Raw genomic sequence first — 20,377 nt, 5'->3', positions numbered from 1 at the left:
TCTCCGCACAGGACGACACCCTAGGGTGTGCGCATGTCCGAACACGCCTCCGATCGGGTGCGGGACTCGAGCACTCTGCGCGACAAGATCTCCGGCTTCTCGTCAGGCGGCGGCCAGATCGCGGTCGCCATGGCGATCATGAACTTCGCGACCTACGCCTACACCATCCTGGTCGCCCACACCGTCGGCCCCGCGTCGTACGGCGCCTTCCTCGCGACGATGAACCTGCTCATCATCGTGAGCGTCGCGTCCTTGGGCGTCCAGGCGACAGCCGCGCGGCGCATCGCTGCCGATCCCGAGCACGTCGGGCAGATCGAGCGGTCGATCCTCGGCGTGACCTACCGGGCCGCAGCAGCGCTCGGCGTCCTCCTGCTCGTGCTGAGTCCGGTCGTCGACCGGGCCCTTCGGCTCGACAGCCTGCCCATCGCCTTCCTGGTGGCAGCCTCCGCCGTACCGGTGACGATCATGGGGGCCCAGGCAGGCATCCTCCAGGGAGAGCGCCGTTGGCGTGCCCTCGGCCTGCTCTACATCGCGGCAGGAGTCCCCCGCGTCGCCGTCGGTGCGGCGCTGCTGGCCTGGCGTCCGACAGAGCTGTGGGCCATCGTCGCCGTGTTCGTCGGCTTCTGTGCCCCCGTGGTGGTCGGCTGGTGGGCGTTGCGGCTCCCGCAGCGGCGCGAGGCCTACAGCCAGGAGCATCGCGGACGGGCGATCCTGTGGGAGAGCGTGCACAACGGTCAGGCCCTGTTGGCCTACTTCGCGCTGACGAGCGTCGACATCATCGTGGCACGCAACGTGCTGTCCGACCACGACTCGGGCCTCTACGGAGCCGGCCTCATCCTCACCAAGGCGATGTTGTTCCTCCCCCAGTTCGTCGTGGTCGTCGCGTTCCCGTCGATGTCAACGGTCGAGCACCGCCGGCGTGCGCTCCTGCGCAGTCTCTCCCTCGTCGCAGTCCTGGGACTCGCGGGCGCAGTGGCCACCTGGCTGCTGTCCAGCCTGGCCATCGTCTTCGTCGGCGGTGCCCAGTACGCCGAGATCGAGGGTCAGCTCTGGATCTTCGCCATCCTCGGCACCGTGCTGTCACTGGTCCAGCTGTTGATCTACTCGGTGCTGGCCCGACAGGGACGACGCTCCATCCTCATCGTCTGGGCGGGTCTGGCGCTCATCATCGGGCTCGGCCTGCTGGTCAGCTCGATCGGGGCCCTGGTGGTCGTCGTGCTCGGGGTCGACCTCGTGGTGCTGGCAGCGCTCCTGGTGGTCAGCGCCGTCATCCTGCGACGCGAGGACACAGCGATGGGTCCGGGGCCGGTCTCGCTTCAGTGAGCGGCGTCGTGCCAGCTGCGGCCGGTGCCGATGGAGACGTCCAGCGGGACGGCGAGCTCGGCTGCCTGACCCATCTCCTTGCGGACCAGCGCCGCCAGCGCCTCGCTCTCCCCGGGAGCCACCTCGAGCACGAGCTCGTCGTGGACCTGCAGGAGCATCCGTGAGGCGAGCCCCTGGTCGAGGATGGCCTGTTCGACCCCCAGCATCGCGACCTTGATCAGGTCGGCGGCCGAGCCCTGGATCGGGGCGTTGAGCGCCATGCGCTCGGCCATCTCGCGGCGCTGCCGGTTGTCGCTCGTCAGGTCGGGCAGGTAGCGCCGGCGGCCCATGATCGTCTCGGTGAAGCCCGAGCGGCGAGCCTCGGCGACGATGCCGCCGAGGTAGTCACGGATGCCGCCGAAGGTCTCGAAGTACTCGTCCATGAGGGCGCGCGCCTCGCTCGCCTCGATGCGGAGCTGCTGGGACAGGCCGAACGCGGAGAGGCCGTAGGCGAGGCCGTAGTTCATCGCCTTGATCTTGGCGCGCTGCTCCACGGTCACCTCGTCGGCCGGGGTGTCGAAGACCCGCGCGGCCGTCATCGAGTGGAAGTCCTGCCCCGAGCGGAACGCCTCGATGAGCAGGTCGTCCTCGGACAGGTGAGCCATGATGCGCATCTCCACCTGGCTGTAGTCGGCCGTCATGAGGGACTCGTTGCCCTCGCCCACGACGAACCCCTCCCGGATCCGTCGCCCCGCCTCGGTACGGATGGGGATGTTCTGCAGGTTGGGGTCGGTGCTCGAGAGGCGTCCGGTCGCCGCGATGATCTGGTTGTAGGTGGTGTGGATCCGGCCGTCGGGCGCCACCGTCTTCAGCAGGCCCTCGACGGTCTGCCGCAGGCGGATCACGTCACGGTGCCGCAGGAGGTGCTGGAGGAACGGGTGCTCGGTCTTCTCGTAGAGAGACTGGAGGGCATCGGCGTCGGTCGTGTAACCCGTCTTGGTGCGCTTGGTCTTGGGCATGTCGAGCTCGTCGAACAGCACCACCTGCAGCTGCTTGGGCGACCCCAGGTTGATCTCCTTGCCGATGACGGCGTAGGCGTCCTCGGCAGCGGCCTTGACCTGGTCTCCGAACTCCGACTCCAAGGACTCCAGGTGATCGGTGTCGACGGCGATGCCACGCTGCTCCATCCGCACGAGGGTGCCGACGAGCGGCAGCTCCACGTCGGCCAGCAGGGCGGTGCCACCGTGCTCCTCGACCGTCTCGCCCAGGGTGTCGGCCAGGTCGAGCACGGCCCGCGCCGTCAGCATGGCGATGTCGCTCGCCGTGGTGTCGCCGAGGGCCTCGAAGCTCAGCTGGTCGGCGTCACCGGTCTCCTGCCGGAGCTCACGCTTGAGATGGCGCAGGGTGAGGTCGGCCAGGTCGTAGGAGCGTTGGTCGGGCTGCACGAGGTAGGCGGCCAGCGCGGTGTCGACCGCCAGGCCGCGGAGCTCCCAGCCGCGCGCGGCGAGCGCGAGCGTCGGTCCCTTGGCGTCGTGGAGGACCTTGGGGCGGGAGCCGTCGGCGAGCCAGGCGGCGAGGGCAGCGTCATCCTCAGGGGAGATGTCGGAGACGTCGATCCAGGCGGCCGCCCCCGATCCAGTCGCCAACGCGATCGAGACGACGTCGCCGGTGCCGGCCCTCCACGAGCCCTGCACGGCCATCCCGACACGGGAGCCGTCCGCGGCATGCTCGGCGAGCCAGCCGGACACGCCTCCCTCGGCCAGCCGCACGCCGTCCAGCTCGAAGCCCCCGTCGGCCACCTCGGTCTCCGACGTCGGGTCGATGGTGTCCATGAGCCTGGTGCGCAGCTCGCCGCGGAACTCGAGCTCGTCGAGCAGGGCGAGCCCTGCGGACCTGTCCCACGGCTGTCGCACGGTCTCCCCAGGCCGCACGGGGAGGGTCAGGTCGCACACGAGGGCGTTGAGACGCCTGTTGCGGATCACGTCACCCAGGTGCTCGCGCAGCGCCTCGCCCTTCTTGCCCGTGATCTCGTCCGCCCGGGCGATGACGTTGTCGAGGCCGTCGTACTGGTTGATCCACTTGGCGGCGTAGCCCTGGCCGACCCCGGGCACGCCGGGCAGGTTGTCGGAGGTCTCCCCCACGATCGCCGCCAGCTCGGGGTAGCGGTGGGGCGGGACGCCGTACTTGTCCTCGACGTAGGCCGGGGTGAGCCGGGCGAGGTCGCTCACACCGCGCATCGGATAGAGGACGGTCGAGCTCTCGGTGACGAGCTGGATCGAGTCGCGGTCACCGGTGAGGATCAGCACCTCCATCCCCTCGGCGAGAGCCTGGGTCGTGAGGGTGGCGATGATGTCGTCGGCCTCGTAGCCCTCGACCTCGAGGTGGGTGATGCTCAACGTGTCGAGCATGCGCTGGATCAACGGGAGCTGGCTGCTGAACTCTCCGGGGGTCTTGTTGCGCTTGGCCTTGTACTCCGGGTACTCCTCCAGCCGGAAAGTCTGCCGCGACTTGTCGAACGCGACCGCCACGTGGGTGGGCACCTCGTCCCGCAGCACGTTGACGAGCATCGAGGTGAAGCCGTAGACGGCGTTGGTGTGCTGACCGGTGCCGGTGGTGAAGTTCTCCACGGGCAGCGCGAAGAACGCGCGGTAGGCCAGTGAGTGGCCGTCGAGCAACAGGAGTCGGGGCCGGGTCGTCTCACTCGTCTCAGGCACCCTGCGACTCTATCCGTCGGCGCTGACACCAGAATGGGCACCATGACCGACGCCACGCCCGACGACGCCACGCCCGACGCCAGCCCTGACCTGGCAACCATGACCATCGAGGAGTTCGTCGCCTACATGCCGCAGGGCATGGGGCGGCTCAACGAGAAGATGGGCGTGCAGCTCGTCGAGATCTCCGCCGAGAGGATCGTGGGCACCATGCCGGTCGAGGGGAACACCCAACCCTTCGGGCTGCTGCACGGAGGCGCCTCGGTCGTCCTGGCCGAGACCCTCGGGTCGATCGGCTCGGCGATCCATGCCTACCCCGCCAAGATCGCGGTCGGCGTCGACATCAACGCCACCCATCACCGCGCGGCGACGAGTGGCGTGGTGACCGGGGTGGCGACCGCGATCCACCTCGGCCGCAGCTCCACGTCGTACGACGTCGTGCTCACCGACGAGCGCGGCCGACGGGTGTGCACGTCCCGCATCACCTGCGCGCTGATCGACGCAGCTCCGAGCGGCGGGGCCTGAGCCTCAGCCCGGGATCCGCTCCTTGCGGAAGCGTCGTGCGGCCAGGACCCGGTCGATCTGGCGGCTGCTCGCGGCAGCGGAGCCGTTGGCGGGTCGTCGGGACGTGAGCCGCGCGCGGACGGCGCTGGTGGCGCCGACGCGCAGCGTGGCCTGCGGAGACAGCGAGAGCCGAGCCATGAACCTGTTGGCGTCGCGGGACTCCGCTGTCGCCGCGGTCGTGACGTGCGGGATCCCGCGCTGCTCCGCGAAGCGCACCGCCGCCTCGAACAGCGCGCTCCCGACGCCCTTGCGGCGGAACTGCGGCAGCACGTGCGGCGAGACCGCCAGGACGCTCTGCTCGAGGTTCAGGGGGGTGAGCGTCGTGGCCTCGAGGAAGACGGCACCGGCGACCACGCCGTCGTACTCGGCCACGGCGATCATCTTGTCGCCGGCTCCGACGACCTCGGCCAGGACCTTGGCCACGTCGGCCCGCTGCTCGTCGGCCGTGGTCCGGCGCAGGGCGTCCTGCCAGACCTCACGCAGGGCGGCGACGTCGCGCGGCTCGGCCGCGCGCACGGTCACAGGTGATCTGCTCATCACACTCACTGTCCGTCGTGGTGCTCTCCCCCGTCCCCGGGACGGCCCGGTGAACAGGAGCGACCTTACGCCGGTCGATGGGCGACCGCGCAAGACCCCCGGAATTTCCTTGGCCCGCCAGGGTCCGGTCGGCCCCGTTGCCGACCGCGGACCGGATGGCCCCCTAGAGTGTCGGCCGCAACACCACGCCCCCCGATTTGTGACCTGGCTCACGCAGCACCACTATGCTCAGGTCGCTTCACCCACGCAGCGCTTGGTCATGCTCACCCGATGAGGAAATACATGCATCCACGTGTCACCCGCCCCCGGCGGCAACCGCGCCTCCGTCTCCACACCCTGCTCCTGGTCATCGGCATCCTGGCAGGGGGGCTGAGTCTCGTGGGAGCTCCCGCCCAGGCCGAGGAGGAGCAGACCAACACCATCTCCGGGTTCCTGCGCAACAGCGCCGAGGACAACGCGCCCGTCCCCGGTGTCGAGATCAACGTCACCGCACCGGACGGCTCCGAGCACGTCGGCACCAGCGACGAAGAGGGGCGGTTCGAGATCGAGGTCCCCGGCGAGGGCGGCGAGTACAGCGTCACGATCAACCAGGACACGCTCCCCGAGGGCGTCACCCTGCGTGACCAGAGCAAGAGCGAGCTGACCCGCACCCTGAACCCCGGGCAGTCGGCGGTCTTCCTCTTTCCCATCGGTCCCGACACGCGTGACGTGGCGACCAAGTGGGACCGGGTGCCCCAGCTGATCTACAACGGACTGCTGTTCGGGCTGATCATCGCGATGGCCTCGCTGGGCCTGTCGATGATCTTCGGCACCACGGGCCTCACCAACTTCGCGCACGGCGAGCTCGTCACCTTCGGCGCGCTGGTCGCCTTCTTCTTCAACAGCACCCTGGGGATGCCCTTCGTGGTCGCCGCGGTCCTTGCCGTGCTGCTGGGCCTGGTCTTCGGTTGGGTCCAGGACACCGGCCTGTGGCGCCCGCTCCGCCGCAGGGGCACCGGCCTGATCGCGATGATGATCGTCTCCATCGGCTTGCAGTTCCTGCTGCGCAACCTCTTCCAGTACTTCACCGGCGGGCGCACCCAGAACTACAACGACTACGTCACTCCCTCCGGCTACGACGTCGCCGGGATCAATGTCACGACCCGCGACATGGTGATGGCCGCCGTGTCCGTCGTCGCCATCGTCGGCGTCACGCTCGCCCTCAACCGAACCCGGCTCGGGCGAGCCACGCGAGCCGTCGCGGACAACCCGGCGCTGGCCAGCTCGACCGGGATCAACGTGGATCGCGTCATCTCGTTGGTCTGGGTCGTCGGCACGGCCCTCGCGGCCCTGGCGGGCGTGTTCCTCGGGTTCTCGCTGGGGGTCACCTTCCAGATGGGCCAGCTGGTCCTGCTCCTGCTCTTCGCCGCCGTGTGCGTCGGAGGTCTCGGATCTGTCTGGGGCGCACTCGTCGGCAGCCTCATCATCGGCGTCCTCATCGAGCTGTCCACCCTGGTCATCCCCTCTGACCTGAAGAACGCCGGCGCGATGCTGCTGCTCATCGTCATCCTGCTCGTCAGGCCACAGGGCCTGCTCGGGCGCCGCGAAAGAATCGGCTGAGGAGACCAGACATGGAAATCCTGCAAGGTGCATTCCACGACGCGTTCTCGCCGTTCGCGCTCTCGTTCGTGCTCGCGGCCGTCGGCCTCAACGTGCACTTCGGCTACACCGGCCTCCTGAACTTCGGCCAGGCAGCCTTCGCTGCGGTGGGGGCCTACGGCATGGCGGTCGCGATCGCCTCGTTCGACGTGCCCCTCTTCCCTGCACTCCTGCTCGGGATCGTCGGCTCGGTGATCCTGGCGCTGATCCTCGGTGTCCCGACACTGCGGCTGCGCGCCGACTACCTCGCCATCGTGACGATCGCGGCGGCAGAGATCCTGCGGCTGATGTTCTCCACGTCGTTCAAGGAGTACTTCCATGCCCGTGACGGCGTCAGCGGGTTCACGACCGGGTTCCGCAACCTGAACCCACTGCCCGATGACCTGACCAACTTCGCGACCTTCAGCCGCAACGACCTGTGGGTCATGATCGTCGGGTGGACGCTGGTCGCGCTCGTGTGCCTCTACCTGTGGCTGCTGATGCGCTCGCCGTGGGGCCGGGTGCTCAAGAGCATCCGGGAGGACGAGGAAGCCGTGCGCTCCCTCGGCAAGAACGTCTACTTCTACAAGATGCAGGCGCTCGCCCTCGGCGGTGTGATCGGAGCCTTCGGCGGCTTCATCGGCGCACTGGGACTCGCCTCCGTGCAGCCCGACAGCTTCAACACCGACTTCACCTTCATCGCCTTCACCATGCTGATCCTCGGCGGGGCTGCGCGCATCCTCGGCCCGGTGGTGGGAGCAGTGCTCTTCTGGGGCATCCTCTCGGCCATCGGCAGCGTGCTCGTCAGGCTCGCCTCCGGCGACAACCCGATCATCCCGCCCAGCCTGATGAACTCCGACCAGGCAAGCAACGTGCGTTTCATGATCGTCGGCCTGGTGCTGATGCTCCTGATGATCTACCGCCCCCAGGGACTCTTCGGAGACCGAAAGGAGATCGCTCTCGATGCCCGCTGACGCCCCCTCCACCTCCGGCTCCGCCGCCTCGGTCGCGGCCTTGAAGGACGTCCCGACCGAGCCGGGCGCCCCGAAGCCCGACCCCATCGTGGTCGCGGACAACATCACCCGACAGTTCGGCGGTCTCAAGGCTGTCGACGTGGACCACGTCGAGATCCAGCGGGGAGTCATCACCGCTCTCATCGGACCCAACGGTGCAGGCAAGACCACGTTCTTCAACCTGCTGACGGGCTTCGACAAGCCTGACACCGGCGAGTGGTCCTTCAACGGCCAGACCCTCAAGAACGTCGCTCCCCACAAGATCGCCCGACGTGGCATGGTGCGGACGTTCCAGCTGACCAAGGTGCTCTCCAAGCTCACCGTCCTGGAGAACATGCGCCTGGGCGCGACCGGGCAGCGGGGTGAGGGCTTCCTCGCCGCGCCGTTGCGGATGCTGTGGAGCGGGCAGGAGCAGTCCAACACCGAACGGGCGCGGGAGCTCCTGTCACGGTTCAAGCTCGACGCCAAGGAGGATGAGTTCGCCGGGTCGCTCTCGGGGGGGCAGCGCAAGCTCCTCGAGATGGCCCGCGCGCTCATGGTGTCCCCCGAGCTGGTGATGCTCGACGAGCCGATGGCCGGCGTCAACCCCGCCCTCAAGCAGTCGTTGCTGGGGCACGTGAAGTCACTGCGCGAGGACGGCATGACGGTGCTGTTCGTCGAGCACGACATGGACATGGTGCGCGACATCTCCGACTGGGTGATCGTCATGGCACAGGGTCGCGTGATCGCCGAGGGCCCCCCGTCCTCGATCATGGCCGACCAGCGCGTCATCGACGCCTACCTCGGTGCCCACCACGACACCGACATCAGCGAGCTCGAGGACGTCCTGGCGTCCGAGGGACACGGAGGCATCACCGCAGAGATCGGGGAGGACAAGTGACCGCCAACGACGACGGCCAGACCGTCGCAGGGACCGACGCGGTAGACCAGGCGGCTCGTGAGGAGCACCTGCGTCGCGCCGAGGGCGCCGTGCTTCGCGCCGACGACCTGATCGCGGGCTACCTGCCCGGGGTGAACATCCTCAACGGGGCGGATCTCTACTGCCAGGACGGTGAGCTCGTCGGCATCATCGGTCCCAACGGAGCTGGCAAGTCGACCTTGCTCAAGGCGCTCTTCGGCCTGGTGAAGGTCCACACCGGCAGCGTGCAGCTGCGCGGTGAGGACGTCACCAACCAGCGAGCCGACGAGCTGGTCGCCAAGGGCATCGGGTTCGTCCCGCAGACCAACAACGTCTTCCCGAGCCTCACGATCGCCGAGAACCTCCAGATGGGTTGCTACCAGGCGCCCAAGCAGCTCTCGACGCGGCTGGACTTCGTGCACAGCATCTTTCCTGCCCTGCATGACCGTCGCAATCAGCGTGCCGGTTCGCTGTCGGGTGGTGAACGACAGATGGTGGCCATGGGCCGTGCCCTGATGATGGATCCCTCCGTGCTCCTGCTCGACGAGCCGTCAGCCGGACTCTCCCCCGCCATGCAGGACGAGGTCTTCGTGCAGACCCGCGCCATCAACAAGGCCGGCGTGTCCGTCGTCATGGTCGAGCAGAACGCCGCGCGGTGCCTGCAGATCTGCGACCGCGCCTACGTGCTCGACCAGGGCCGCAACGCCTACACAGGCACCGGGCGCGCGCTGGCCGGTGACCCCAAGGTGATCGAGCTCTACCTGGGAACGCTCGCCAAGAACCAGTGACGATCGGCGGCGCATTCGGCCCCCTGTCATGAACCGCACGCACGAAGAGGCCCCCGGGACGAATCCCGGGGGCCTCTCTCGTGTGAGTCAGGACATCAGTCCTGCTTCTGTCCCAGCCCGGCCTTGATCAGCTCGGGGACGATCTTCTTGGTCTCGTCGAAGGAGATCAGGACGATCGCGTCCGGGTCCTCAGCCGCGATGGCGTTGACCTCGGCGCTGAAGTTGGCAGCGTTGGGGTCGTAGAGCTTCTTCGACACGACCGTGCCGCCGGACTCGGTGAAGAACTTCTCCACGTTGTCCGCGAGCGCCTCGCCGTAGGAGTCCTGGCGAGCCAGGATCGCGACGTTGTCGTAGCCGTCCTCCAGCACGAGGTTGGCCATGACCGAGCCCTGCAGCACGTCGGAGGGAGCGGTGCGGAAGTAGAGCCCGCCGTCGTCGTAGGTGTCGAATGCGGTCGAGGTGTTGGCCGGCGAGATCTGCACGACGCCCGCGCCAGTGATCTTGTCGATCACCGAGAGGGACACCGAGGACGACGCGGCACCGATGATGGCGTCCGCGCCACCGCGCAGCAGCTTGTCCGTCTCGGACGGCGCGATGTTGGGCGTGCCGTCACCCGAGTCGGCCTTGACCTGCTTGACGTCCTTGCCGAGCACACCGCCGGCCTCGTTGATCTCCTGGACAGCCATGTCGACACCTGCGAACTCCGGGGGCCCGAGGAACGCGAGGTCACCGCTCTGGGGCAGCAGGGTGCCGATGGTCAGCGTGCCGTCGCCCTTGGCCGCCTTGCCGCTGACCTTCTGACCGGCCGCGACCTCGGCCACGTCCGGGATCTCGCCGGTGACGAAGTTCTCGGGAGCGTAGGTGTTGTCGTCGGCGTACTCGAAGATGCCGATGGTCGCCGAGGACGGGCTGCCGGTCGAGTTGAACTCGATCGGACCGGACACACCGTCGTAGTCGATGTCGCCGCCGCCGTCGAGGATCTCCACGCAACCGGCGAAGTCGGTGCACTTCTCACCCTCGGACGTCACGCCCTGCATCTCCTGGGCGATGGCCTTGCCGCTGTCGTTGCCGGCTGCCACGGCAGCCAGCGCTGCCACGATCGTCGCGTCGTAGGACTCGGGACCGTAGGTGAAGTCCTTCAGCTTGGGGTCGACCTCGAGCATCCGCTGCCTGAAGTCGTCACCGAGCTCGGCACCGGGGTAGGTCGCGCGCACGCCGGCGAGGGTGCCGGCGTCGAAGTCCTCGCTGTAGTCGGCGGTGTTGCCGTCCACGAAGTAGAGCTGGGCACCGGACGTGTCGCCGGTGTCGCCGGTGTCGCTCGTGGTGTCGGTGCTGTCGGCACCCGAGTCCCCGTCGTCAGAGCCGCTGTCCCCACAGCCAGCGAGGACGAGTGCGCTGGCCACGGCCACGACTCCGAGTCGGGCGCTCAGTGTGTTGAGCTTCATGAACCCTCCGGTTTTCAAAGGTGATGCGGCTCACGCGGACGCGTGGACCCGACGCCAACCTAGCGGCCTGCGTCGTCCCAGGGCAGAGGCGTGCGGGGCCGTTGTGAAGTTGTGACCTCAGCCACATGTCCGATCATCGAACGCCCGTGGTGCCGGGGCCGTGCTCCACCACTCCTTCGGCGACCTGTCGCATGGACAGGCGCAGGTCCATGGCCGTCTTCTGGATCCACCGGAACGCGTCCGACTCGGACAGGCCGAGCTGGTCCTGGAGGACGCTCTTGGCCCGCTCGACGGCCTTGCGCGTGGCCAGGGACTCCTGGAGGTCGGACACCTCCTGCTCCAGCAGGGCGACCTCGGCGAACCGGCTGAGGGCCATCTCGATGGCGGGGACGAGGTCGCTGCGGGTGAAGGGCTTGACCAGATAGGCCATCGCACCAGCATCGCGGGCCCGCTCCACGAGCTCGCGCTGGGAGAACGCCGTGAGGATCACCACCGCGGCGATCCGCTCGCCCGCGATCACCTCGGCTGCCGCGATCCCGTCGAGGACCGGCATCTTGACGTCGAGGACCACGAGGTCGGGCCGCAGCTCCCGCGCCAGCTCGACCGCGCGCCGGCCGTCGCCGGCCTGCCCCACGACGTCGTACCCCTCCTCGCCGAGCATCTCTGCGAGGTCCATCCGGATGAGGGCTTCGTCCTCGGCGATCACGACGCGGCGTACGGCGGTGGTGGCGGTGGTCTCGTCGGGCTGGGTCACGACCAGAAGGTTAGTCGGGGTACCGTTTCCTCGCTGCCGGCCCCGGTAGCCCAACGGCAGAGGCGATGCTCTCAAACAGCATTCAGTGTGAGTTCGAATCTCACCCGGGGCACTCTCGTCGGTGCCAGTGGTCGCCGGTGGGCGACCCGCCACGGGTCAGCGACGGCGGTAGGCCGGGGCCACCTCGTTGATCGCGTCGCCCATCCGGTGGATGCGCAGGGCGTTGGTGGAGCCGGGGATGCCGGGGGGCGAGCCCGCGATGATCACCACCAGGTCGCCCTCCTGGACCCGGCCGATGTGCAGCAGGGCCTCGTCGACCTGCCGGACCATCTCGTCGGTGTGCTCGACCTCGGGCGTCTTGAACGTCTCCACCCCCCACGACATCGAGAGCTGGGAGCGGACCCGGTCGGTCGGCGTGAACGCGAGGATCGGAGTCTGGGGCCGGTAGCGCGCGAGCCGCCGGGCGGAATCACCGCTGGCGGTGAAGGCCACGAGGTACTTCGCACCGACGCGCTCGGCGACCTCGGCGGCGGCCTTGGCGATGATCCCACCCCGGGTGCGGGGCTCCCAGCTGACCGCGGCCATGTGGAAGACGCCGTGGTTCTCGGTCGAGGCGACGATCCGCGCCATGGTGCGCACGGTGCCCTCGGGGTAGTCGCCGACCGACGTCTCGCCGGAGAGCATCACCGCGTCCGCGCCGTCGAGGACGGCGTTGGCGACGTCGGAGGCCTCGGCCCGGGTCGGCGCCGGGGAGCTGATCATGGACTCCAGCATCTGGGTGGCGACGATGACCGGCTTGGCGTTGACGCGGGCCTTGGCGATGATCCGCTTCTGGTGGATCGGCACGTCCTCCAGCGGGCACTCCACACCGAGGTCGCCCCGCGCGACCATGATCCCGTCGAAGGCCGCGATGATGGCATCGATGTTGTCGATGGCCTGGGGCTTCTCGATCTTCGCGATGACCGGGACGTGGACGCCCTCCTCCTCCATCACCGCGCGCACGTCGTCGACGTCGTCGGCGCTGCGCACGAAGCTCAGCGCCACGAAGTCGACGCCCAGGCGCAGCGCCCACCGCAGGTCGGCGACGTCCTTCTCCGACAGTGCGGGCACGGAGACAGCAACCCCGGGCAGGTTGATGCCCTTGTGGTTGCTGAGGGTGCCTCCGACCACGACCCTGGTGGTGACGTCGGTGTCGGAGACGGAGGTGACCTCGAGTCGCACGCGGCCGTCGTCGATGAGGATCGGGTCGCCGACCCCGACGTCGCCGGGCAGGCCCTTGTAGGTGGTGCCGCAGGTGCGGGCGTCGCCGGGCACCTCGCGCGTCGTGATGGTGAACTCCTGGCCGTCGACAACCTCGACGGGGCCGTCGGCGAACGTCTCCAGCCGGATCTTGGGCCCCTGCAGGTCCGCGAAGATCCCGATGGCGTGGCCCGAGTCGTCCGAGGCCTCCCGCACGAGACGGTAGACACGCTCGTGGTCGGCGTGGGACCCATGGCTCATGTTGAGGCGGGCGACGTCCATGCCGGCCTCGACGAGCGCACGGACACCCTCGCGACTGTCGGTGGCTGGTCCCAGGGTGCAGACGATCTTGGCTCTACGCACGAGCCCGACCCTATCGGCCCTGGCGAGCCGGTCCGGGACCTTGGCCGGTCCCGGACCGGGTTCACACGGTCAGGGGGCGCTCGTGGGGCCTGATCGGCACCGGGAGCGTGCTCGAGCCGGTGAGGTAGGTGTCGACGGCCGCGGCCGCGGCTCTCCCCTCGGCGATCGCCCAGACGATCAGCGACTGGCCCCGCCCCACGTCGCCGGCGACGAAGACGCCCTCGACGGACGAGGCGTAGGTGTCGCCCCGGGAGACGTTGCCCCGGTCGTCGAGCTCGACGCCCAGCTGGTCGACCAGCCCGGCCTTCTCAGGACCGGTGAAGCCCATCGCGAGGAGCACCAGCTGCGCCTGGATCTCGCGCTCGGTGCCCGGGACGGGCGCGAACTTCGCGTCCACCTCGACGAGGGTCAGGGCCCGGACGTGGCCGGAGTCGTCGGCCAGGAACTCCTGCGTCGAGACGGCGTAGACCCGGTCACCGCCCTCCTCGTGCGCGGACGACACCCGGAAGGTCATGGGGTAGGTCGGCCACGGCTGGTGCGCGGGACGGTCGAGGCCCGGCTGGGGCATGATCTCCAGCTGGGTGATCGAACGTGCTCCCTGCCGGATCGACGTGCCGAGGCAGTCGGCTCCGGTGTCTCCCCCGCCGATGATGACCACGTCCTTGCCCGTGGCGGTGATCTGGTCGACCACCTCCTCCCCGAGGGAGACGCGGTTGGCCTGCGGCAGGAACTCCATCGCCTGGTGGATGCCCGTCGCCTCGCGTCCGGGGATCGGCAGGTCCCGCGCCTCGGTGGCCCCCATGGCCAGCACCACGGCGTCGTACCGCGTGGTCAGCTGGGCACCCGTCAGGTCGTTGCCCACGTCGACCCCGGGACGGAACACCGTTCCTTCGCGCCGCATCTGGTCGAGGCGGCGGTCGAGGTGCTTCTTCTCCATCTTGAACTCGGGGATGCCGTAGCGAAGCAGCCCGCCGATCTTGTCGGCGCGCTCGTAGACCGCGACAGTGTGACCCGCGCGGGTGAGCTGCTGGGCGGCAGCCAGCCCGGCCGGTCCGGAGCCGATGACCGCGACGGTCTTGCCCGAGAGCCACTCCGGGGGCTGGGGACGGACGTAGCCGGAGCCCCAGGCGCGGTCGATGATCGAGACCTCGACGTTCTTGATCGTCACCGGGTCCTGGTTGATCCCGAGCACGCACGCGGTCTCGCAGGGAGCGGGGCACAACCGGCCGGTGAACTCGGGGAAGTTGTTCGTCGCGTGGAGCCGGTCCATCGCGCCGTCCCAGTCGTCACGCCACACCAGGTCGTTCCACTCGGGGATGATGTTGCCCAGCGGGCACCCCTGGTGGCAGAACGGGATGCCGCAGTCCATGCAGCGCGACGCCTGGGTGTTGATGATCGGCAGCAGCGCGCGGCCGATGCCGTCGGGGTAGACCTCGTCCCAGTCCTTGGTGCGCTCCGCAACCTCGCGCCTGGTCGCGACCTCGCGACCGTGCTTGAGAAAGCCCTTGGGGTCAGCCATGGAGCACCTCCATCATGCGGGCCGCAGCCTCGTCCTCGTCGAGGCCCTCCTCGAGGGCCTCCTCGCGCGCCTCGAGCACACGCTTGTAGTCGCTGGGCATCACCTCGGTGAAGCGACGCAGGCTGGTGTCCCAGTCGGCGAGCAGCTCAGTGGCCAGCGGTGATCCGGTCTCCTCGGCGTGCTGCTCGAGGAGCGAACGGAGCTGCTCGGCGACCTTGCCCTCGACCGGCGCCAGCTCCACGAGCTCTGGGTTGACGCGGTCGACGTCGAGGTCCAGCAGCAGTGCGACACCGCCTGACATGCCCGCGGCGAAGTTGCGACCGGTCCGGCCGAGCACGACGACCACTCCCCCGGTCATGTACTCGCACCCGTGGTCGCCCACGCCCTCCACCACGGCGGTGGCGCCGGAGTTGCGGACGCAGAACCGCTCACCCGCCTGACCGCGCAGGAAGATCTGGCCGGACGTCGCGCCGTAGCCGATCGTGTTGCCGGCGATGATCTGCTCGCTCGCGTCGAAGGTGGCGGCACGATCGGGGCGCACCACGATCCGGCCTCCTGAGAGACCCTTGCCGACGTAGTCGTTGGCATCACCCTCCAGCCTCAGGGTGACGCCCCGCGGCAGGAACGCCCCGAACGACTGCCCGGCCGAGCCGGTCATGGTGATGTCGATCGTGCCGTCCGGCAGTCCCTCGCCCCGGTAGCGCTTGGTGACCTCGTGACCCAGCATGGTCCCGACCGTGCGGTTGACGTTGCGCACGGCCAGCTGGGCGCGGACCGGCTCTCCGGACTCCAGGGCCGGTCGCGCGATCGCGATCAGCTCGTTGTCCAACGCCTTGTCGAGGCCGTGGTCCTGGACCTTGGTGCACCGCAGGTCCTGCCCCTCGAACTGGCCGAACTCCCCGTGGCGCGAGGCCTGGTGGAGGATCGGCGACAGGTCCAGCCCCGACGCCTTCCAGTGGTCGACCGCAGGCTCGACGTCAAGGGCGCCGACCTGGCCGATCGCCTCGTCGAGGGTGCGGAAGCCCAGCTCCGCGAGCAGCTCGCGCACCTCCTGGGCGATGTACTCGAAGAAGTTCACGACGTACTCGGCCTTGCCGGAGTAGCGCTCGCGCAGCACCGGGTTCTGCGTGGCCACGCCCACGGGGCACGTGTCGAGGTGGCAGACCCGCATCATGATGCAGCCCGAGACCACGAGGGGCGCGGTGGCGAAGCCGTACTCCTCGGCCCCGAGCAGGGCCGCGATGACGACGTCGCGGCCGGTCTTCAGCTGCCCGTCGGCCTGTACGACGATGCGGTCGCGCAGGCCGTTGAGCAGCAGCGTCTGCTGCGTCTCGGCCAGTCCGAGCTCCCACGGCCCTCCGGCGTGCTTGAGGGAGGTCAGCGGTGAGGCACCGGTGCCACCGTCGTGCCCGGAGACCAGCACGACGTCGGCGTGCGCCTTGGAGACGCCCGCGGCCACGGTGCCGATCCCCACCTCCGACACGAGCTTGACGTGCACCCGAGCGGCCGGGTTGGCGTTCTTGAGGTCGTGGATCAGCTGCGCCAGGTCCTCGATCGAGTAGATGTCGTGGTGAGGTGGCGGGCTGATCAGCCCGACCCCCGGGGTGGAGTGACGGGTCTTGGCCACCCACGGGTAGACCTTGTGGCCCGGCAGCTGGCCACCCTCACCGGGCTTGGCACCCTGGGCCATCTTGATCTGGATGTCGTCGGCGTTGGTGAGGTACTCGCTGGTCACCCCGAAGCGGCCCGATGCCACCTGCTTGATCGAGGAGCGGCGCTCGGGGTCGTAGAGACGCTCGGGGTCCTCGCCGCCCTCGCCGGTGTTGGACTTGCCGCCGAGGCGGTTCATCGCGATGGCGAGGGTCTCGTGGGCCTCCTGGCTGATGGAGCCGTAGGACATGGCCCCGGTCGAGAACCTCTTGACGATCTCCGACACGGGCTCGACCTCGTCGATGTCGACGGGCTCGCGAAGGCCGTGCTTGAAGCGGAACAGGCCACGCAGCGTCATCAGGCGGGACGACTGCTCGTCGACGCGCGAGGTGTACTGCTTGAAGATCTCGTAGCTGCCCGTGCGGGTCGAGTGCTGCAGCCGGAAGACCGTGTCGGGGTCGAACAGGTGCGGCTCGCCGCCTCCGTTGATCCCGGGACGCCGCCACTGGTACTCACCGCCGACCGTCAGCTGCCTGCTGGCCGGCAGCAGGCCTCCCCGGGGGTAGGCCGTGGCGTGGCGGCGCGCGACCTCCTCGGCGATGGTGTCGAGCTCGATGCCGCCGAGCTTGGACGTCGTACCGGTGAAGTACTTGTCGACGACGGCCTGCGACAGGCCGACGCACTCGAAGATCTGCGCGCCGGTGTAGGAGGCGACCGTCGAGACGCCCATCTTCGACATCACCTTCAGGACGCCCTTGCCGAGCGCCTTGATGAGGTTGGCGACGGCCTTCTCGGGGTCGACCTTGACGTAGAAGGCCTCGCGGGCGAGGTCCTCCACGGACTCCATGGCGAGGTAGGGGTTGACGGCGGCCGCGCCGTACCCGACCAGCAGCGCGACGTGGTGGACCTCGCGGACGTCGCCGGCCTCGACGAGCAGTCCCACCTGGGTGCGGGTCTTCTCACGGACCAGGTGGTGGTGGATCGCCCCGGTCAGCAGGAGCGACGGGATGGGCGCGAGCTCGGCGGTGGAGTGACGGTCGGAGAGCACGATGATCCGGGCGCCGTCAGCGATCGCCTCCGACACCTCGGCGCACAGCTCGTCCAGTCGCCGGGCGAGCGCTGATCCGCCTCCCTCGACGTCGTAGAGGCCGCGGACGACGTGCACCTGGAATCCGGGCATGTCGCCGTTGCGGTTGATGTGACGGATCTTGGCCAGGTCGTCGTTGGAGAACACGGGGAAGGGCAGGACGACCTGCCGGCACGACGCCGGCGACGGGTCCAGCAGGTTGGCCTCGGGCCCGATGCTCCCCGCGAGCGAGGTCACGAGCTCCTCGCGGATCGCGTCGAGCGGCGGGTTGGTCACCTGGGCGAAGAGCTGGGCGAAGTAGTCGAAGAGCAGCCTCGGCTTGTCGCTGAGAGCAGCGATGGGCGTGTCGGTGCCCATCGAGCCGAGAGCCTCGCCTCCGGTGTTGGCCATCGGCGTGAGGAGCATGCGCAGCTCCTCCTCGGTGTAGCCGAAGATCTGCTGGCGCCGGGTGACCGAGGAGTGCGTGTGCACGACGTGCTCGAGGTCGTCGAGGTCGTCGAGGTGGACGAGTCCGCCGTGCAGCCACTCGTCGTACGGCAGCTCGGAGGCCAGCGCGGACTTGATCTCCTCGTCCTCGATGATGCGGTGCTCGTCGGTGTCGACGAGGAACATCCGCCCCGGCTTGAGCCGGCCCTTGCGCACGACCGTGGCCGGGTCGATGTCGAGCACCCCGACCTCGGAGGCCAGCACCACGAGCCCGTCGTCGGTGACCCAGTAGCGCGAGGGTCGCAGCCCGTTGCGGTCGAGGACCGCGCCGATCTGGGTGCCATCGGTGAACACGACGCACGCGGGCCCGTCCCAGGGCTCCATCAGGGTGGAGTGGAACTCGTAGAAGGCGCGGCGCCTGGCGTCCATCTCGCGGTGGTTCTCCCAGGCCTCCGGGATCATCATGAGCACGGCGTGGGGCAGCGTGCGACCGCCGATGTGGAGCAGCTCGAGGACCTCGTCGAACGACGCGGAGTCGGAGGCGCCAGGAGTGCAGATGGGGAACAACCGGTTGAGGTCGCCGGGGATCAGGTCACTCTCGAGGAGCGCCTCGCGGGCACGCATCCAGTTGCGGTTGCCCATGACGGTGTTGATCTCGCCGTTGTGGGCGATGAAACGGAAGGGGTGCGCGAGCGGCCAGCTCGGGAAGGTGTTGGTGGAGAAGCGGGAGTGGACCACCGCCATGGCGGACGCCACCCGCTCGTCGAGCAGGTCGGGGAAGACCGTGTCGAGCTGGTCGGTGGTGAGCATGCCCTTGTAGGCGAGCGTCCGCGCCGACAGCGACGGGAAGTAGACATCGGTCTCGTGCTCGGCACGCTTGCGCAGGCAGAACGCCATCCGCTCGAGCGCCATCCCCGCCACGCGCGCTCCGGCTCCGGCGACGAAGAGCTGGGCGAAGGTCGGCATGACGCTGCGGGCGGTGGCACCGAGGGCGTCGGCGACGACGGGGACGTCGCGCCACCCCAGGACGCTGAGTCCCTCCTCGGCCGCGAGCTGCTCGATGCGCTGGCGGGTCTTGGCCACGGTCTCCTCGTCGCCGGCGAGGAAGGCCGTACCGACGGCGTAGGAGCCGCGGGCCGGCAGCTCGAAGTCGACGACGTCGCGCAGGAAGGCGTCGGGCACCTGCATGAGGATGCCGGCACCGTCGCCCGAGTTGGTCTCGGCGCCCGCTGCGCCACGGTGGTCGAGGTTGCGCAGTGCGGTGAGTGCCTTGGCGACGATGTCGTGGCTGGCCTCACCGGTCAGGGTCGCGACGAACGCGACACCGCAGGCGTCCTTCTCGTGCCTGGGGTCGTAGAGACCCTGGGCGGGGGGCATGTTCGGCGGGAATGCGTGCGAGGTCGACACAGGGCATTCTCCCGTCGTCGTCGCCAGTCAACGGTCGAGAACCGTCAGGACTGTGGGTTGGCGTGTGCCGCTGGGGACGACGTTGGCCGCAGCAAGGGAAGAATCTACCATCGAGCGGGGCGATTCCGGTGCAGGGTTTCAGGCGCTGGAACCTTGACGCGGTTCGGAGCCAGGCTCTGGATCCGCCTCGGGATCGGGCTCCGGCTGGTCGTCGTCGCGGGTGCGCACCACGCTCTCGCGCCCAGGGTGGCGGCGCATGGACCAGGCGAAGAAGCCGGCGGCTGCGACGAAGAGGATGATCGAGGTCCACACGTTGAAGCGCAGGCCCAGCACGTTGTCGAGCTGGACGTTGTCGATGCGGAGGTACTCGATCCAGCCACGCCCCGCGGTGTAGAGCATGACGTAGAGGGCCACGACCCGGCCGTGCCCGAGCCGGTATCGCCGGTCGAGCCAGATCAGCAGGGCGAACGCGGCGAGGTTCCACAGGCACTCGTAGAGGAACGTGGGGTGGAACAGCACGTCGGGAGCGAACTCGTGACGGACGCCGTCATCGAGCCCGGGATCGATCTCCAGGCCCCAGGGGAGGTCGGTGGGTCGCCCGTAGAGCTCCTGGTTGAACCAGTTGCCCCAACGACCGAGGGCCTGCGCGACCAGCACCCCGGGCGCGAGTGCGTCGAGGAGCGGCAGGATCTTGATGCCGCGGCGTCGGGCACCGATCCACACACCCAGGGCCCCGAGGGCGATGGCACCCCAGATGCCCAGACCGCCGTTCCACACGTAGAGCGCCTCGACCGGGCTCTGGCCCTCGCCGAAGTAGAGCTCCCAGTCGGTCATGACGTGGTAGAGCCGTCCGCCGACCAGGCCGAAGGGGACGGCCCAGATCGCGAGGTCGCTGACCTCTCCGGCCCGACCACCGCGGGCGATCCAACGGCGCTCACCGATCCATATCGCCAGGAGGATCCCCGCGATGATGCACAGGGCGTAGGCGCGGATGGGGACCGGCCCGAGGTACCAGATCCCCTCCGAGGGGCTGGGGATGGACAGCACGCTCACCACG

14 protein-coding genes and 1 tRNA gene are annotated in these 20,377 nt (G+C 69.0%); 7 read left to right on the top strand and 8 right to left on the bottom strand.

Annotation, left to right across the window (positions count from 1 at the left end; genetic code table 11):
- Positions 1-33 precede the first annotated feature (33 nt).
- Positions 34-1,323: an oligosaccharide flippase family protein gene (locus EXE58_RS16380; RefSeq protein ID WP_244242270.1), complete on the top strand. Its 1,290-nt coding sequence runs from the start codon at positions 34-36 to the stop codon at positions 1,321-1,323.
- Here EXE58_RS16380 and polA read toward each other — a convergent pair.
- A complete protein-coding gene (gene polA, locus EXE58_RS16375; RefSeq protein ID WP_135268848.1) occupies positions 1,317-4,016 on the bottom strand; it encodes a DNA polymerase I in 2,700 nt (899 codons plus the stop codon). The two genes, EXE58_RS16380 and polA, sit on opposite strands and share 7 nt — an antisense overlap.
- Positions 4,017-4,058: 42 nt before the next feature.
- Here polA and EXE58_RS16370 point away from each other — a divergent pair, with 42 nt between their 5' ends.
- Positions 4,059-4,538, top strand: a complete 480-nt coding sequence (locus EXE58_RS16370; RefSeq protein ID WP_135268847.1) for a hotdog fold thioesterase — start codon at positions 4,059-4,061, stop codon at positions 4,536-4,538.
- 3 nt (positions 4,539-4,541) lie between these two features.
- On the opposite strand, the gene EXE58_RS16365 is transcribed toward EXE58_RS16370, so the two are convergent.
- Positions 4,542-5,114 carry a GNAT family N-acetyltransferase gene (locus tag EXE58_RS16365; protein ID WP_135268846.1) on the bottom strand — a complete coding sequence of 191 codons (573 nt, stop codon included), beginning with the start codon at positions 5,112-5,114 and terminating at the stop codon, positions 4,542-4,544.
- A 282-nt stretch (positions 5,115-5,396) separates the two neighbouring features.
- On the opposite strand from EXE58_RS16365, the gene EXE58_RS16360 reads away from it, so the two are divergent.
- The 4 genes from EXE58_RS16360 to EXE58_RS16345 are packed head-to-tail and all read left to right on the top strand — an operon-like array spanning position 5,397 to position 9,430.
- Entirely contained in the window at positions 5,397-6,713 is a 1,317-nt protein-coding gene (locus tag EXE58_RS16360; RefSeq protein WP_167288960.1) for a branched-chain amino acid ABC transporter permease, read from the top strand.
- 11 nt (positions 6,714-6,724) lie between these two features.
- Complete coding sequence (locus tag EXE58_RS16355) at positions 6,725-7,705, top strand: branched-chain amino acid ABC transporter permease (RefSeq protein WP_135268844.1); 981 nt, start codon at positions 6,725-6,727, stop codon at positions 7,703-7,705.
- Complete coding sequence (locus EXE58_RS16350) at positions 7,695-8,624, top strand: ABC transporter ATP-binding protein (RefSeq protein ID WP_135268843.1); 930 nt, start codon at positions 7,695-7,697, stop codon at positions 8,622-8,624. The genes EXE58_RS16355 and EXE58_RS16350 overlap by 11 nt, the downstream gene beginning before the upstream one ends.
- On the top strand, positions 8,621-9,430 hold the full coding sequence (locus EXE58_RS16345) for an ABC transporter ATP-binding protein (RefSeq protein WP_208544056.1): 810 nt from the start codon (positions 8,621-8,623) through the stop codon (positions 9,428-9,430). Before EXE58_RS16350 ends, EXE58_RS16345 begins: the two co-directional genes overlap by 4 nt.
- Positions 9,431-9,525: 95 nt before the next feature.
- Here EXE58_RS16345 and EXE58_RS20155 read toward each other — a convergent pair whose 3' ends face one another.
- On the bottom strand, positions 9,526-10,875 hold the full coding sequence (locus tag EXE58_RS20155; protein WP_244242269.1) for an ABC transporter substrate-binding protein: 1,350 nt from the start codon (positions 10,873-10,875) through the stop codon (positions 9,526-9,528).
- 133 nt (positions 10,876-11,008) lie between these two features.
- Positions 11,009-11,629 (bottom strand): ANTAR domain-containing response regulator, encoded by a 621-nt coding sequence (locus EXE58_RS16335; RefSeq protein ID WP_208544055.1) that lies wholly within the window; start codon positions 11,627-11,629, stop codon positions 11,009-11,011.
- Positions 11,630-11,668: 39 nt separating this feature from the next.
- On the opposite strand from EXE58_RS16335, the gene EXE58_RS16330 reads away from it, so the two are divergent.
- Positions 11,669-11,741, top strand: a tRNA-Leu gene (locus EXE58_RS16330).
- 44 nt (positions 11,742-11,785) lie between these two features.
- Here EXE58_RS16330 and pyk read toward each other — a convergent pair.
- The 4 genes from pyk to lgt all read right to left on the bottom strand — a co-directional run bounded on the left by pyk (position 11,786) and on the right by lgt (position 20,376).
- Positions 11,786-13,231, bottom strand: a complete 1,446-nt coding sequence (gene pyk, locus EXE58_RS16325) for a pyruvate kinase (protein WP_135268842.1) — start codon at positions 13,229-13,231, stop codon at positions 11,786-11,788.
- A 61-nt stretch (positions 13,232-13,292) separates the two neighbouring features.
- Complete coding sequence (locus EXE58_RS16320; RefSeq protein ID WP_135268841.1) at positions 13,293-14,750, bottom strand: glutamate synthase subunit beta; 1,458 nt, start codon at positions 14,748-14,750, stop codon at positions 13,293-13,295.
- Positions 14,743-19,290 carry a glutamate synthase large subunit gene (gene gltB, locus EXE58_RS16315; RefSeq protein WP_135269647.1) on the bottom strand — a complete coding sequence of 1,516 codons (4,548 nt, stop codon included), beginning with the start codon at positions 19,288-19,290 and terminating at the stop codon, positions 14,743-14,745. Before gltB ends, EXE58_RS16320 begins: the two co-directional genes overlap by 8 nt.
- A 168-nt stretch (positions 19,291-19,458) precedes the next feature.
- Positions 19,459-20,376, bottom strand: a complete 918-nt coding sequence (gene lgt, locus EXE58_RS16310) for a prolipoprotein diacylglyceryl transferase (protein ID WP_135268840.1) — start codon at positions 20,374-20,376, stop codon at positions 19,459-19,461.
- Position 20,377: the final 1 nt, after the last annotated feature.

The organism is Nocardioides seonyuensis, assembly GCF_004683965.1.
Taxonomy (GTDB): Bacteria; Actinomycetota; Actinomycetes; order Propionibacteriales; family Nocardioidaceae; genus Nocardioides; species Nocardioides seonyuensis.
Note: the sequence above shows the minus strand (reverse complement) of the source record. Positions and strands in the feature narration are given on the sequence as shown.